Origin of the sequence: Pseudomonas fluorescens (assembly GCF_001708445.1) — a bacterium.
In the GTDB taxonomy this organism is placed as follows: Bacteria; Pseudomonadota; Gammaproteobacteria; order Pseudomonadales; family Pseudomonadaceae; genus Aquipseudomonas; species Aquipseudomonas gorinensis.
In genome coordinates this window covers 20,187-33,201 of the sequence record NZ_CP015637.1, presented here as the reverse complement: position 1 = coordinate 33,201, position 13,015 = coordinate 20,187, and the positions used below count along the sequence as shown (strand labels likewise).

Genomic DNA, 13,015 nt, shown 5'->3' with positions numbered 1-13,015 from the left:
GTCATACCTCGTTGAGCGGTTGAGCGGCATCCAATGCCGCGCGGCCCCGGGGGCCGTGGAAATATTCGTGAATCCAGGCGTCGTTCGTTTCCGAGACGACATCGATGGCGTCGGCCACCAGCACTTTCTTCTGCGCCAGCACAGCCACGCGGTCGGTGATGGTGTACAGCGTGTCGAGGTCATGGGTGACCAGGAACACGCTCAGGCCCAGGGCATCGCGCAGGGTCAGGATCAGTTGGTCGAATTGCGCCGCGCCAATCGGGTCGAGGCCGGCGGTGGGTTCGTCGAGAAACAGGATGTCCGGGTCCAGCGCCAGGGCCCTGGCCAGGGCGGCGCGCTTGATCATGCCGCCGGACAGCGACGCCGGGTATTTGTCGGCTGCCGACAGTGGCAAGCCGGCCAGGGCCAGTTTGACCGCCGCCAGGTGTTCGGCATCGGCGCGGCTCAGGCCGGCGTGTTCGATCAGCGGCAGCGCGACGTTCTCGGTGACCGTCAGCGAGGAAAACAGCGCGCCCTTCTGGAACAGTACGCCAAAGCGCCGTTCCACCAGGGAGCGTTCATGCTCCGGCAGGCTCGGCAGGTTTTTGCCGAATACCCGCACCTCGCCTTCGCTGGGCCGACGCAGGCCGACGATGCTGCGTAACAACACGGACTTGCCGCTGCCGGAGCCGCCGACCACTGCGAGAATTTCGCCCTTGTACAAATCCAGGTCGAGGTTCTCGTGCACGCTCTGGCGGCCAAAGCGATTGCACAGTCCACGGACCTCGATCACCGCCTCGCTGGGGGCTCGGGGTAGGCGACTCACCAGTTCATCTCCATGAAGAACAGCGCGGCGACCGCATCCAGCAGAATCACCACAAAGATCGATTGCACCACGCTGGACGTGGTGTGGGCGCCGACTGACTCCGCGCTGCCGCTGACCTTGAAGCCTTCCAGGCAACCGATGGCGGCAATCAGGAAGGCGAAGATCGGCGCTTTCACCATGCCCACCAGGAAATGCTGTACGCCAATGTCCGATTGCAGCAGGGAGAGGAACATCGCCGGCGAAATATCCAGGGTCACGGCACACACCACCCCACCGCCGACAATCCCCGAGAGCATCGCCAGGAACGTCAGCATCGGCAGCGCTACCAGCAGCGCCAGCACGCGTGGCAATACCAGCAGTTCCATTGGGTCCAGGCCCAGGGTGCGGATGGCGTCGATTTCTTCGTTGGCTTTCATCGAGCCGATCTGCGCGGTAAACGAACTGGCGGTGCGACCGGCGATCAGGATTGCGGTGAGCAGCACGCCGAATTCCCGCAGGAAGGAAAACGCCACCAGGTCCACGGTAAAAACGGTCGCGCCGAAGCTTTTGAGCACTGTGGCACCGAGGAAGGCCACCACGGCGCCCACCAGAAACGTCAGCAAGGCAACGATGGGCGCGGCGTCCAGGCCGGTCTGTTCGATGTGGGCGACCATGGGGGTCACGCGCCAGCGCTTGGGGCGCAAGATGCTACGGGCGAAGGTCTCAAGGATCAGGCCGATAAAGCCCAACAGTTGCTTGCTGTCCTGCCAGACCGCATCCACAGCGCGGCCGATACGCGCCAGCACCTGGATGCCGGTGGCCTCCTCCGGGGCTTTCTCCGGCACGCAGAAATCATTGAGTGAGCGGTAGACGGTCTTGAGCAGCGCGCGGTCGGCGGTGGACAGGCTGCAATCGGTCTGTTCGGTCGATTGCTCAATGCGGGCCGGGCCCAGCAGCTCCACCAGCAGCGAAGCACCGGCCGTGTCCAGGGCGCCCAGGCCATTGAGGTCGATGCGCGCGCCAGCGTCGTATTGGCCGTCGAGTTTGTCTGACAGCTTCTTCAGGTTGGCGTAGTGGGCAAGCGTCCAGTCCCCCGTAATCCTGAGCAACGGAGGAGCGGTGGACGTATCGAGGTGGGCTGTGCCGGCCGTGGTGCTACTGGTCATAAGCTCCGAGCTTGTCTGCTATCCACAATGCCTACGTAATAGCACGATATAGCCTACTTTGGGTTGTCCGTTTGTGCTGTGTCAGTCACTTTGAAACGCAACACACCGATCACCTGTCCGTCTTCGGTCAACACACGCACTTGCCAGCGGCCCACCGCGTCGGGCGGGAAGTTCTGCTTGTGCGTCCAGGCGCGGTAACCTTCCTTGCGCCCACCATGGATATCCAGGGCAATACGGTCGACTTCTTTGCCGTTGAATTTCCATACGTGGTAGATCCGCTCATCCAGCCCGCGTGGTGCGTTGATCGCGGTATAGGCATACAGGCCGCCGCTGCGCAGTTGGGCGGCGCTGACTTCGGTGAGGTCATCGCCCGGCGTGCGGTCTTGCAATTGGGTGCTGATGGCCACTTCGGTCATCCACAGGGTTGCCGGTGGTACCCAACTGCGCAGGAACCAGCCGGCGCAGCCAATGGCAGCCGTGACACCCAGCAGCATCGCCCAGCCTTTGAGGCTGCGCAGTGGCAAGCTCACTGCCAGGCTTGGTATCGACAGCACCATGGCCACGCCGAGGGCGAGCTTGTAGCTCTCGGCCGTCGTCAGGTGCAGGATGATCGGCAGCGCGGTCAGCAGTGCGGCGAACAGGGTCAGGGTATGCAGTGCAAGGAACAGCGAGCGCTTGGGCGCCAGCCACTTGTAGTACAGCGGGTCGGTGATCGACACCAGCGCCGCCGCGCCAAGCAGCCCGGTGAACATCGACTGGCCGCTGTTCCAGGTGGTGGTGACGAAAAAGAACGGCAGTACAAAAAACAGACTTTCCTGGTGGATCATCTGGGTGGCATAGCGCAGCAGCGGTTCGGGGATTTCGCGCTTGAAGACTTTGGTGAACAGTTGGGTAAAGCTGTTTTCCAGCATCAGCCACAGCCAGCTCACCAGCATGATCACTGCGATCCAGCTGGCCATGCCCTGCTGGCGGTCCACCAGGATGAAGCTGCTGACCCCCGATATGAAACCGCCGAGTGCGATCACCCCTGGGTAGCGCTTCATCAGTTCGAGGATGCGCTGGATGTAGTGAGTCAGGTTCGGCATTCGGCAGTCACAGTCTTCGTAGGAAAAAATCCCAGACAGAATAACGTCTTAGCCCTGGGTTGGGTGCCTCATTACAGGATCCGTTTGCGATAGCGGCGTATGCCGATCAACACAGTGGCGATCAGCCCCAGCACCCCGGCGCCGATCCAACTCAGCCCGTCGTAGCTCAGCAGCGGTTTCTCGATACGCCAGTAGCCTGGCTGCTTGAACGCTTCGCGCATGGCCTGGTTGGTCTGCTCCAGGCTGACGGCCTTGATGCGTTTGACCGGGTCGCTGAAGCGCCCGTTGTTGTAGTCGCCCGAAGCGCTCCAGTAGTAGTCGGCGAGGGCGCTGTTGCCCTGCACGGCCCAGGCCTGGCGAGCGATGGCGGCTTGTTTGAGGCGGGTGAATACCGTGGGGTCGAGCCCGTCCTTGAGCAATTGCGCCTTGAGGTCTTGCAGCACCTGTTCGGCTGCAGGGAGGCTATCGCGCTCGAGGTCGGCGTTCAGGCTCAGGAAACCGACACCACCGAGCACTTCGCGTTCGCTCCAGGGGCCGTAGGACAGCCCATGCTTGAGGCGCAGTTGGCGGTACAGCGCCCAATCCAGATAATCCTTGAGCAGGTCGTAGGTTTCATCATGCTGGTCGTCCAGTACCGGCTCGGGGAACAGCCAGTGCAGTTTGGCGCTGTCACCGACCCAGCCGTGGATCAGGTCGCGGTGGCTGGCGGCGGCGTGTTGGATTTCCGGCAGGGCCAGGTGCTCGGTCGGCTCGACCGGGTCAAGCGCGCCATAGGTGCGTTCCAGGTAGGCCGGCAGCAGCTTGTCGAGGTCGCCGACGATGATCAGGGTCATGTTGTTGGGGGCGTACCAATTTTTGCGCAGTTGCTCCAGCTGGTTGCGAGTCAGTTGGCCAACCTCGGCGCGTTCGGCACATTTGAGCCCCAGTTCGACGGCCAATTGGTTGCTGGCGGTGTGGCCCAGGTCCTGGCGGTCCAGCAGGCGTTGCAGGTGCGAGTAGTGACCGCCGTCCTCGCGTTCGACGACTTGCTTGGCGGCTTTGATATTGGCGTCGGTCAGCGTGGTGCGGGTGATGATGGCGAGCAGCAGGTCCAGCACCTTGCGCTGGTTTTGCGCGGGGGCTTCGATCACGAAGGTGGTGTCGGCGTTGCTGGTGTAGGCGTTCCACTCGCCGCCCAGGGCTTGCATGCGGTCTTCCAGATCGCCTTCGCCGCCTCCGTCGATGCCACTGAACAGCAGGTGTTCGAGCAGGTGCGGCAGTTCCTTGTCCTCGCAGCTGAAGTCATCCAGGCCCACGCCCACCACCAGGCGAATGGCCACGTGCCCACGTTCGGTGCCCGGTTTGAGCAGCAACTGCAGGCCGTTGGGCAAGGTGTAGCCCTCGACCTGCAGGCGATCAAAGGCAAAGGCGTGTGCAGAGCCCATGAGCAGGCAAGCGAATAACAGGCGACGCATAACAAGCTTCCTGGCGAGTGAGGTCAGTTTTAACTGACTTCACGGGCCACCGTACGTTCAGGGCGAATGTGTGATGTCGGCAATATCTTCGGTGGAAAGTGCGCCGGTGTCGGAGGTTTCCAAGACGACATAGGCACTGCTGCAAAACAATGAGTTCAAGCGCTTCATGTCGGCAATCAGTTCCAGATGCAAGGAACTGGTCTCCAGGCTCTGTACGATCTTGCGCTGCAAGCGGCTGACGTGAGCGTGTGCCAGGCGGCGTTCCTGGGCGCGGAAGCGGCGCTTTTCGCGCAGCAGTTGACGAGCGCTTTCCGGGTCGGCACTGAGGAACACCGACAGGCCCAGGCGCAGGTTGGCGATCAGTTGGCTGTGCAGGCCGGTGAGTTCTTCCAGGCCCACTTCAGAGAATTGGCGGCGCTGGGAGGTTTTTTGCTGTTGGACTTTGCGCAGCATGCGTTCGATCAGGTCGCCAGCCAGTTTCAGGTTGATCGACAGTTCGATGATTTCTGCCCAGCGGCGGCTGTCCTGTTCGCTGAGGTCTTCGCGGGGCATTTGCGCCAGGTAGAGCTTGATCGCGCTGTAGAGCGACTCGACGTCGTCGCTGAGGCTGCGCATTTCCTGGGTGATGGCCGTCTGTTTTCCGCGCAATACTTCACGCATGGCGGTCAGCATGTTGTCGATCAGGTCGCCCAGGCGCAAGGTTTCCCGCGCGGCGTTGGCCAGTGCCAGGCTCGGCGTGCTCAGCGCCGCGAGGTCGAGGTGGCGTGGCTTGGCCTTGCCGTTGGCCTCTTCACGTTCGGGCAGCAGCCAGGCACATAGCCGGGCCATCGGGCCGATGGTCGGCAACAGGATCAGGCAGCGGCTGACGTTGTAGAGCAGGTGGAAGGTGATGACCATGCCTTGGGCGCTGTAGTCCAGGCCGTCCATCCAGCGTACGAGCGGGTCGAGCACCGGGATGATCAGCAGCAGGCCAATCAGTTTGTAGAGCAGGCTGCCCAGGGCCACTTGGCGGCCGGCGGCGTTCTGCATGCTGGTGCTGAGGAAGGCCAGCACGCCACTGCCAATGTTGGCGCCAATCACCAGGCCGATCGCCACGTGCAAGCCGATGACCCCGGCGCCGGCCAGGGTAGCGGTCAGCAGTACAGCGGCGAGGCTGGAATAGGAAATCATCGCGAACAAGGCGCCGACCAAGGCGTCGAGCAGGATGTCGCCGGTCAGCGAGGCAAACAGCACCTTCACGCCTTGCGCATGGGTAATGGGCCCGGCGGCTTCGACGATCAGTTGCAGTGCGAGGATGATCAGCCCGAGGCCGATTCCGACCCGGCCCAACTGCCCTGCCCGCGTCTGTTTGCGCGACAGGAAGAAAATCACCCCAAGAAAAATCAGCAGCGGCGACAGCCAGGACAGGTCAAACGTCAGCACCCGCGCCATCAGTGCGGTACCGACGTCGGCACCGAGCATGGTCGCCAGGGCGGGCATCAGCCCCATCAGCCCTTGGCCGACGAACGAAGTCACCAGCATCGCCGTGGCGTTGCTGCTTTGCACCATGGCCGTCACCAGAATACCGGCGACAAATGCCAGCCAGCGCTTGGACATGTTCTGTCCGATGACTTGGCGCAAGTTGGAACCGTAGACCCGCAGGATGCCGGTACGGACAATGTGCGTGCCCCAGATCAAGAGGGTCACGGCGGAAAGCAGATTGAGCAAGGTCAGCATGCTCGGCCCCCCGTGTGGGTGTGCTCCAACAGGAGCTAAGGAGAATTGCCGCGTGCCGTTCTACGTCTTGTACTTAAGCTGTAGTTGGCGAATGGGCTCTGCGCCAGCATCGCATAGCTAAAGTGGGGATTGAAACAAAACTGTCATGAATTCAGCTTTTTGCAGATGAAAAAATGGGGCGCGAACGCCCCATTTCGGCAACGGATCAATGTTATTGACCCGGAATGTCCTTGCGCAGTTTCACAGGGTCCTGCTGTTTCTTCTTTTTCGCGATGGCTGTGCGCATCTTGATATTCACCGCTTCCACCGCCAGCGAGAACGCCATGGCGAAGTAGACGTAGCCTTTTGGCACATGCACGTCGAAGGCTTCGGCGATCAGCACGGTACCGACCACCAGCAGGAACGACAGCGCCAGCATCTTCAGCGATGGGTGCTTGTCGATGAAATCGCTGATGGTGCCGGCTGCCAGCATCATCACCAGTACCGCAACGATGATCGCTGCGACCATGACCGGCACATGGGAGACCATGCCGACCGCGGTGATCACCGAGTCCAGCGAGAACACGATGTCGATGATCGCGATCTGGATGATGGTGTAGATGAACTTGCCACCGGCGCCCTTTGGCTCGTCGTGGGTTTCGTCTTCACCTTCCAAGGCGTGGTACATCTCCTGGGAGCTTTTCCACAGCAGGAACAGGCCACCGAAGAACAGGATCAGGTCGCGACCGGAGATGCCTTGGCCGAAGACCACGAACAGATCGTCGGTCAGGCGCATGACCCAGGTGATCGACAGCAGCAGCAGGATGCGGGTGACCATGGCCAGGGCCAGGCCGAAAATCCGGGTGCGCGCCTGCATATGCTTGGGCATGCGGCTGACCAGGATCGAAATCATGATGATGTTATCGATGCCCAGGACGATCTCGAGGGCCGTCAGGGTGAAGAAGGCAATCCAGATTTCCGGATTGGTCAGCCATTCCATGTGTATTCCTTTGAGCAAATGTTAAACCGCGCAAGCTGCAGCGCCGCGCGGTGAGTGGGTCGGTACGATTATAGAGTGCTGAACAGCGGAAAAATCCCCATCAGCAATGCGGCGAACATTATGCACAGGCATACCAGCACTGCCCACTTGAGGGTGAAGCGTTGGTGATCGCCGAATTCAATGCCGGCCAGGGCCACCAACAGATAGGTCGAGGGTACCAGTGGGCTGAGCAAGTGCACGGGTTGGCCAACGATGGAGGCGCGGGCCATTTCCACCGCGGTAATGCCGTAGTGGCTGGCCGCTTCGGCCAGGACCGGCAGTACGCCGTAGTAGAACGCATCGTTGGACATGAAGAAGGTGAACGGCATGCTCACCAACGCGGTGATTACCGCCAGGTACGGGCCCAGGGCTTCAGGGATGACCGCCAGCAGGCTCTTGGACATGGCGTCGACCATGCCGGTGCCCGACAGGATGCCGGTGAAGATACCCGCGGCGAAGATCAACCCCACCACGGCCAATACGCTGCCGGCGTGGGCGGCGACACGGTCTTTCTGCTGTTGCAGGCACGGGTAGTTGACGATCATCGCGATACTGAACGCCACCATGAACAGCACGGGAAGCGGCAACAGGCCGGCAATCAGGGTGCCCATCAGGGCCAGGGTCAGGGCGCCGTTGAACCAGATCAGCTTGGGACGGCGGGCGTCCGGGAATTGCGACACGCTGATCTCACTGTGGTCGATCTCGTCGCCTTGCAGGTGCAGTTCACCCAACCGCGCACGTTCACGCTTGCCGTACATGTAGGCAATCACCAGGATCGCCACCACGCCAGCGGCCATGGCTGGGATCATCGGTACGAAGATGTCCGACGGGTCCACATGCAGCGCACTGGCTGCACGGGCGGTCGGGCCACCCCAGGGGGTCATGTTCATCACGCCGCCGGCGAGGATGATCAGCCCGGCCATGATCCGCGGGCTCATGCCGATGCGCTGGTACAGCGGCAGCATGGCGGCCACGCAGATCATGTAGGTGGTAGCGCCGTCACCGTCGAGGGACACCACCAGGGCCAGCACGGCGGTGCCGACCGAGACTTTCAGCGGGTCGCCCTTGACCATCTTGAGGATCTTGCGCACGGCCGGGTCGAACAGGCCGGAGTCGATCATCAGGGCAAAGTAGAGAATGGCGAACATCAGCATGACGCCGGTCGGCGCGAGCTTGGTGATGCCTTCGAGCATCATCGGGCCGATCTTCGGTGCGAACCCCCCGAACAGCGCGAACAGGATGGGCACGATGATCAAGGCGATGAGCGCGGACAGGCGCTTGGTCATGATCAGGAACATGAACGTGATGACCATGGCAAAGCCAAGGAAAGTCAGCATAGGAATACTCCAGGCGTAGCGCGACTAGGGAATGGCGAACCGGGTGGTTCAGCGCAGAACGAAAGGCACGAGGCGTACGGGTGGAGGGGGGACGAACAGGTGGGTACGGGCGGACATCGGGAATCACCATTGTTGTTGTTAACAGCCGGTCTGTTGCCGGCAGTGGGGGGCGATCCTAGACGCGTAAGCTTTCAACCAGCTTTCGCTGGGCAAACGGAGGGTGGTGGGAAGACGCACGGTCTTCAGGGATACACAGGTCAAATGTGGGAGAGGGTTGGCTCCCACATTTGGAATACGTTTATCTCGGGCATTTCAGGGCAGTTCGAGCCCGCCGGCCGCCTTGTGCAGTGCCCGCAAATGCTCGCCCACTTGCTTGAGGTTGGCTTCACACGCAGCAATCTCAGCGGCACGGGAGGGCTCCAGCAGCGCCCTCACCTCTTTATCCAGCTCGCCGGTGAGGGATTGCAATTGCTTCTGGCGCTCGGCGCTTTCTGATTCGAGGCGTTTGGATTCCGACGGTTGCGGCAAGCCGTAGCCACCGCTGCCCAGCAGTTCCGCCGGACGGCTGAGGAAGCCGCTGTTGGCGAGGATCTGTTGCAGCGTGGCGTTGGCTTTCTCCATGCCGCCATTTTTCAGCTCACGAGCGCCGAGGTAGCGCTGCTTGACCTCATCCTGGGCCAGCATCAATTGCTTGCGAAAGCTCGCCTGTTCCAGCAACAGCAGCGCGGCGCTGGTGCGCAGGTCGGCCTGGCCGAACCATTGCCGGCGCTCGGCCGCGCTCAGGGATAACCAATCTTCAACCTGGGTCTGCTTGATCGGCAGGTGTTTGCGCAGTACATCGAACATCGCCTGGTAGCGTTCGCGGAACGAGTCGAAGTGGTAGCCCAGGCGTAACGCCTCGCGTTTGTCCTTCAGTACGCTGGTGTCCGCCAGGCCGCGTGCCTGCAGGACTTCGAGCAGGCCGTTGGGGGTGATGTTGTCGAGCCCGGTCAGCTGCGGATTGGCGCTGCCGCTGCGCAACAGTTTCAGGCTTTCCACCGCACAGTTGTTAGAGATGAAAAAGTAATTGCCGTCGTAGCTCCAATGCATCTCGGCGGCATGCTCAACGGTGTCGTTGATTTCCTGGCGCGTGAGTTTCAACGGCACCGAGGCCAGGCCGCGCAGCTCGGTCTTGGTGTATTCGTCGATCACCTGGGACAGTGGCAGGACGAACAACCGTGACGGGTACTTGCCCACCAGGCCATCCCAGCTCGACAGCTGCACATCGCCGACGAAGGCGCGGTAGGACAACACCAGGTGCTGGTCCAGGTCCAGCCTGCAATCCGGGCCACGGGGGCGCCCGGGCGCGCAGATCACCAGGCGCAACATGCTGTGGCCCCAGCGGCTCACCAGGTTCTGGTTGGCTTCGGCCAGCAGGTAGTCGATCTCATACACTCGCTCCGGATCGACCTGGCCCAGGGGCGTCTTGGCGAAATCGTTACCGGCGTTGAGGAAGGCGTAAGTGCTTGCGCAGGTGTCCTGTGCCGGTGGTGCCCAGCCGAAGTGTTGCTGGTAATAGCGAAACAATGACGGGCGACGGCAGGCGTAGCTTGGGTCGAGGAGAAAGTACTCCATGTTGACCGCAACGAACTCCAGCGGGCTGGTGGTTTCGTAGATATCCGGGCTGCGCGCGACCTGGTGGTTGTGCTGTTCACGCTCGCCGCGGCGGCCGACGTATTGCGGCCAGCCGGCGAGGTCCAGCAGGCGCGGGTCGTCACTGAGGGTGAAACGGCGATCGTTCTGGCCACGGCATTGGTCAGGCAGGCCGATCAAGCCGGTGATGTTGTTCTGGCGGCTGCAACGCTGGATCAGTGTGCGTTCGTCTTTGGACCAGAGGCGCGCACGGTCATAGATGTGGGTCAGTTCATGCAGCACGGTGGCGAGCATTTCCCGGCGCACGGTGCCGTGGGGGCGGTTGGTCTTCTGGGTGGCGGCGCTGCCGTCGGTCAGGCTGGCGAGAAGGTTGCGGTTGAGGTCCAGCTCGGACACCAGGGAAGCCTGGCCATAGGCGTTCCCGGGCATTTGGTCGGTCCAGCCGACATCGATGCGCCGGTCCAGCTGTTCGATGAAGCGCGGCGGCAAGGAGCGCATCGCCTCATCAAGCAATGCCTGGCTGGCCTGCTGTTCAGCCGGGCTCAAGCCATCGGTCTTGAGCCGCAGTTGCAGGCTGGCCTGGGCGGTGCTGGCACACAGCAGCACAACCCCGGCCAGGAGCCAGGCGTTAATGCGCCTCACAGAGCGAGAATGGCTTCGGCGAGGGTCTGGTCACTGGCGTCGCGGGCTTCCGGTACGCGGGTCCGCAGGGTGTCAAAGGCGGCTTCCAACTGTGCACCGCGAATTTCGCCATTGGTGGCGACGAAGCTGGCGGCATCATCGTGGGCTTCGCGCACGATTTTGGAGTCGCGGATGGAGGTGGTGGTGTCCGAGGTGAAATCAATGGTGCGGCCAGAGGCGCGAACAATGATGTTACTGGTGGCCACCAAGGTATGCGCCTGGGCAACGTCTGCCAACAACAGCAGGCCAAGGGTGGCGGCGATCAGCGGGCTACGCATGGAATGACTCCGAAATACAAAGATGATTATTGGACGAGAATTGCTTGCGCCAGTTCAAGGTCGCTGGCGTTAAGTTTTGGCTGGGTACGGCGCAGATAATCCAGCGCTGACTCCAGTCGGGCCCCCCGCCATTGGCCGTCGGTGGCAATGAGTGCGGCAGCGTCATCCTGGGCGGCCATTATCAGCTTCCTGTCAAACGGCGCGGAGGTCACCTTGCTGGTGGCGTACGCGCTCACGACGGTACTCTGGGTGGTCAGGTCAAAGGCCGAAGCCGTCGACGACCAGCAGGCCGAAAACAACACAGGAACAATCAACAGGCGGAATGAAAAAGCCATGGGACTCGACAACTGAAAGCGAGCGCCAAGGCTAGCGCAATGCCCGGGCGAGAGCCAGTCCGATGGCATTCAGGGAGCGGCGCTCGCTCCCTGCGTGCTGCGACTTAGATGGCCAGGATAGCCTGGGCCAGTTGTGCGTCAGTCGCGGCGTTCAGTTGTGGCGCTTGTTGGCGGATCTGGGCCAGGGCGCTTTCCAGCTTCACCCCACGAATGGCGCCTTCGCTGGCGACAAAGCTGGCGGCGTCGTCACGGGAGGCGCGCACGACTTTGTTGTCACGCAGCGATGAAGTGGCATCGGAGCTGGCGTCGGAGGTGGCTTTCAGTGCGCCAACGATGGAGTCGGTGGTCACAATGAAACTGCTCGCATTGGCATTGGCAGCCAATACCAACAGGGCGGCAGCACTCAGCAGGCGAAGACGGGACATGGGGGACTCCTGTAGATAAATGGAAAAAGCGGCGCAGAGTGGCCACATGTGAAACGGGCACTGTCGTTGCTATTGAGCATCAGACGCCCGTTCTACAAGGTTCGCCACGTGGTGAGTGGATATTAAGCCGCCGCTTGTCCGTTCGGAAAGCCTCTTGACCGTCTAGTCACGCCAGAACGGTTTGGCCAGCTCTGCCATTCGGTCGGCGTGGCTGATGCCGGCATCCGACAGTTCCCGGGGATCGAGTTGTGCCAGCTGGCGCCGCTCATAGTGACGTCGTACCCACCTGGCGAATGCTGAAGCAGTAAGGATAAGCAGCCGTTTGCTGGACGAAGGACGGAGGTTCATGACGGGGCTTCCATGATTGCTGAAGCACCATGGTGTGCGAGTCCCCGCTGCCGAAACAGGTACACCGGAGTTAAATTGTACTGCTTAATTATTGTTTTATTTAAACTGTACCGGTTGAGATGAAAGGCTTCTGTTCGGCGATCAAAAAAGCCAGGCCCCAGATACAACAAAGCCCGCCTCCGGTTACCCGGGGCGGGCTTTGTTTTGACAAATCAGGTTGCTGGCAGTGGACCCGTCAGGTCAGGGCCAGCGAGCGCCAATCAGCGCCAGAACGGCTTGCTCAGCTCTTCGTAGCGTTGAGCTTCGCTGATACCGGCGTCAGCCAGCAGACGCGAATCCAGGCGAGCCAATTGATGGCGGCTGGAGATGCGGCGCTGCCACAGCATCAGGTTGGCGAGAACGCGCAGAGGCAGGGAAGCCTGGGTGTTTACAGCTTTTTCTTCGAAGAACAGATCGGAACTGAGTGTACGTTCCATGATGACATCCTTCCGCTTGTGGCGGGATTAGGTAGTGGTTTAACTGATGCCAATGATCCTCCTCCGACACAAGACTCTCTAGATACAGTTCACCTGTATTGTGAGGGGCCAGTTAACTGTTTATAGCGGCTGTACTGTACGGAAATGGAGCAACTGTACCTGTCCGCACTGAAATAGTGCGAAATAGGTGTTTTCGATGAAGGGTGTGGGATATTTCGGTAGGAAATGACCGGTACAGCAGTACAGTTTTTTGCAAAAAGCTCAGTCAGACAGCCGAGCT

At 61.2% G+C, this 13,015-nt stretch carries 13 protein-coding genes; all 13 read right to left on the bottom strand.

The genetic code is table 11. The features are described 5' to 3' along the window. Position 1 precedes the first annotated feature (1 nt). A complete protein-coding gene (locus A7317_RS00175; RefSeq protein ID WP_024072644.1) occupies positions 2-805 on the bottom strand; it encodes an ABC transporter ATP-binding protein in 804 nt (267 codons plus the stop codon). Continuing rightward, a complete protein-coding gene (locus A7317_RS00170; protein WP_024072645.1) occupies positions 802-1,950 on the bottom strand; it encodes an ABC transporter permease in 1,149 nt (382 codons plus the stop codon). Before A7317_RS00170 ends, A7317_RS00175 begins: the two co-directional genes overlap by 4 nt. A 53-nt stretch (positions 1,951-2,003) precedes the next feature. Further along, entirely contained in the window at positions 2,004-3,035 is a 1,032-nt protein-coding gene (locus tag A7317_RS00165; RefSeq protein WP_024072646.1) for a DUF5924 family protein, read from the bottom strand. Between the two features lie 71 nt (positions 3,036-3,106). Continuing rightward, positions 3,107-4,489, bottom strand: a complete 1,383-nt coding sequence (locus A7317_RS00160) for a M16 family metallopeptidase (protein ID WP_024072647.1) — start codon at positions 4,487-4,489, stop codon at positions 3,107-3,109. Between the two features lie 57 nt (positions 4,490-4,546). Then, on the bottom strand, positions 4,547-6,205 hold the full coding sequence (locus tag A7317_RS00155) for a Na/Pi cotransporter family protein (protein ID WP_024072648.1): 1,659 nt from the start codon (positions 6,203-6,205) through the stop codon (positions 4,547-4,549). A gap of 211 nt (positions 6,206-6,416) precedes the next feature. Then, the gene (locus A7317_RS00150) at positions 6,417-7,184 is read right to left on the bottom strand and encodes a TerC family protein (RefSeq protein ID WP_003214768.1); all 768 of its coding nucleotides are present in this window, start codon (positions 7,182-7,184) and stop codon (positions 6,417-6,419) included. A gap of 68 nt (positions 7,185-7,252) precedes the next feature. Further along, entirely contained in the window at positions 7,253-8,560 is a 1,308-nt protein-coding gene (locus A7317_RS00145; RefSeq protein ID WP_024072649.1) for a CitMHS family transporter, read from the bottom strand. A 312-nt stretch (positions 8,561-8,872) separates the two neighbouring features. Then, positions 8,873-10,834 (bottom strand): DUF4105 domain-containing protein, encoded by a 1,962-nt coding sequence (locus A7317_RS00140; RefSeq protein ID WP_024072650.1) that lies wholly within the window; start codon positions 10,832-10,834, stop codon positions 8,873-8,875. Next, positions 10,831-11,151 carry a DUF2388 domain-containing protein gene (locus A7317_RS00135; protein ID WP_024072651.1) on the bottom strand — a complete coding sequence of 107 codons (321 nt, stop codon included), beginning with the start codon at positions 11,149-11,151 and terminating at the stop codon, positions 10,831-10,833. Before A7317_RS00135 ends, A7317_RS00140 begins: the two co-directional genes overlap by 4 nt. A 26-nt stretch (positions 11,152-11,177) precedes the next feature. Further along, on the bottom strand, positions 11,178-11,486 hold the full coding sequence (locus A7317_RS00130; protein WP_069074939.1) for a DUF2388 domain-containing protein: 309 nt from the start codon (positions 11,484-11,486) through the stop codon (positions 11,178-11,180). A 104-nt stretch (positions 11,487-11,590) separates the two neighbouring features. After that, positions 11,591-11,911: a DUF2388 domain-containing protein gene (locus tag A7317_RS00125; RefSeq protein WP_024072653.1), complete on the bottom strand. Its 321-nt coding sequence runs from the start codon at positions 11,909-11,911 to the stop codon at positions 11,591-11,593. A 162-nt stretch (positions 11,912-12,073) separates the two neighbouring features. Continuing rightward, positions 12,074-12,259: a DUF1127 domain-containing protein gene (locus A7317_RS00120; protein WP_024072654.1), complete on the bottom strand. Its 186-nt coding sequence runs from the start codon at positions 12,257-12,259 to the stop codon at positions 12,074-12,076. A 260-nt stretch (positions 12,260-12,519) separates the two neighbouring features. Continuing rightward, the gene (locus A7317_RS00115; protein ID WP_003214752.1) at positions 12,520-12,735 is read right to left on the bottom strand and encodes a DUF1127 domain-containing protein; all 216 of its coding nucleotides are present in this window, start codon (positions 12,733-12,735) and stop codon (positions 12,520-12,522) included. Positions 12,736-13,015 lie beyond the last annotated feature (280 nt).

Bases quoted from the DNA above. Each gene is read 5' to 3' on its own strand.
- A7317_RS00170 (WP_024072645.1), bottom strand. From the start codon at position 1,950: ATGACCAGTAGCACCACGGCCGGCACAGCCCACCTCGATACGTCCACC.
- A7317_RS00165 (WP_024072646.1), bottom strand. From the start codon at position 3,035: ATGCCGAACCTGACTCACTACATCCAGCGCATCCTCGAACTGATGAAG.
- A7317_RS00160 (WP_024072647.1), bottom strand. From the start codon at position 4,489: ATGCGTCGCCTGTTATTCGCTTGCCTGCTCATGGGCTCTGCACACGCC.
- A7317_RS00155 (WP_024072648.1), bottom strand. From the start codon at position 6,205: ATGCTGACCTTGCTCAATCTGCTTTCCGCCGTGACCCTCTTGATCTGG.
- A7317_RS00150 (WP_003214768.1), bottom strand. From the start codon at position 7,184: ATGGAATGGCTGACCAATCCGGAAATCTGGATTGCCTTCTTCACCCTG.
- A7317_RS00145 (WP_024072649.1), bottom strand. From the start codon at position 8,560: ATGCTGACTTTCCTTGGCTTTGCCATGGTCATCACGTTCATGTTCCTG.
- A7317_RS00135 (WP_024072651.1), bottom strand. From the start codon at position 11,151: ATGCGTAGCCCGCTGATCGCCGCCACCCTTGGCCTGCTGTTGTTGGCA.
- A7317_RS00130 (WP_069074939.1), bottom strand. From the start codon at position 11,486: ATGGCTTTTTCATTCCGCCTGTTGATTGTTCCTGTGTTGTTTTCGGCC.
- A7317_RS00125 (WP_024072653.1), bottom strand. From the start codon at position 11,911: ATGTCCCGTCTTCGCCTGCTGAGTGCTGCCGCCCTGTTGGTATTGGCT.
- A7317_RS00120 (WP_024072654.1), bottom strand. From the start codon at position 12,259: ATGAACCTCCGTCCTTCGTCCAGCAAACGGCTGCTTATCCTTACTGCT.
- A7317_RS00115 (WP_003214752.1), bottom strand. From the start codon at position 12,735: ATGGAACGTACACTCAGTTCCGATCTGTTCTTCGAAGAAAAAGCTGTA.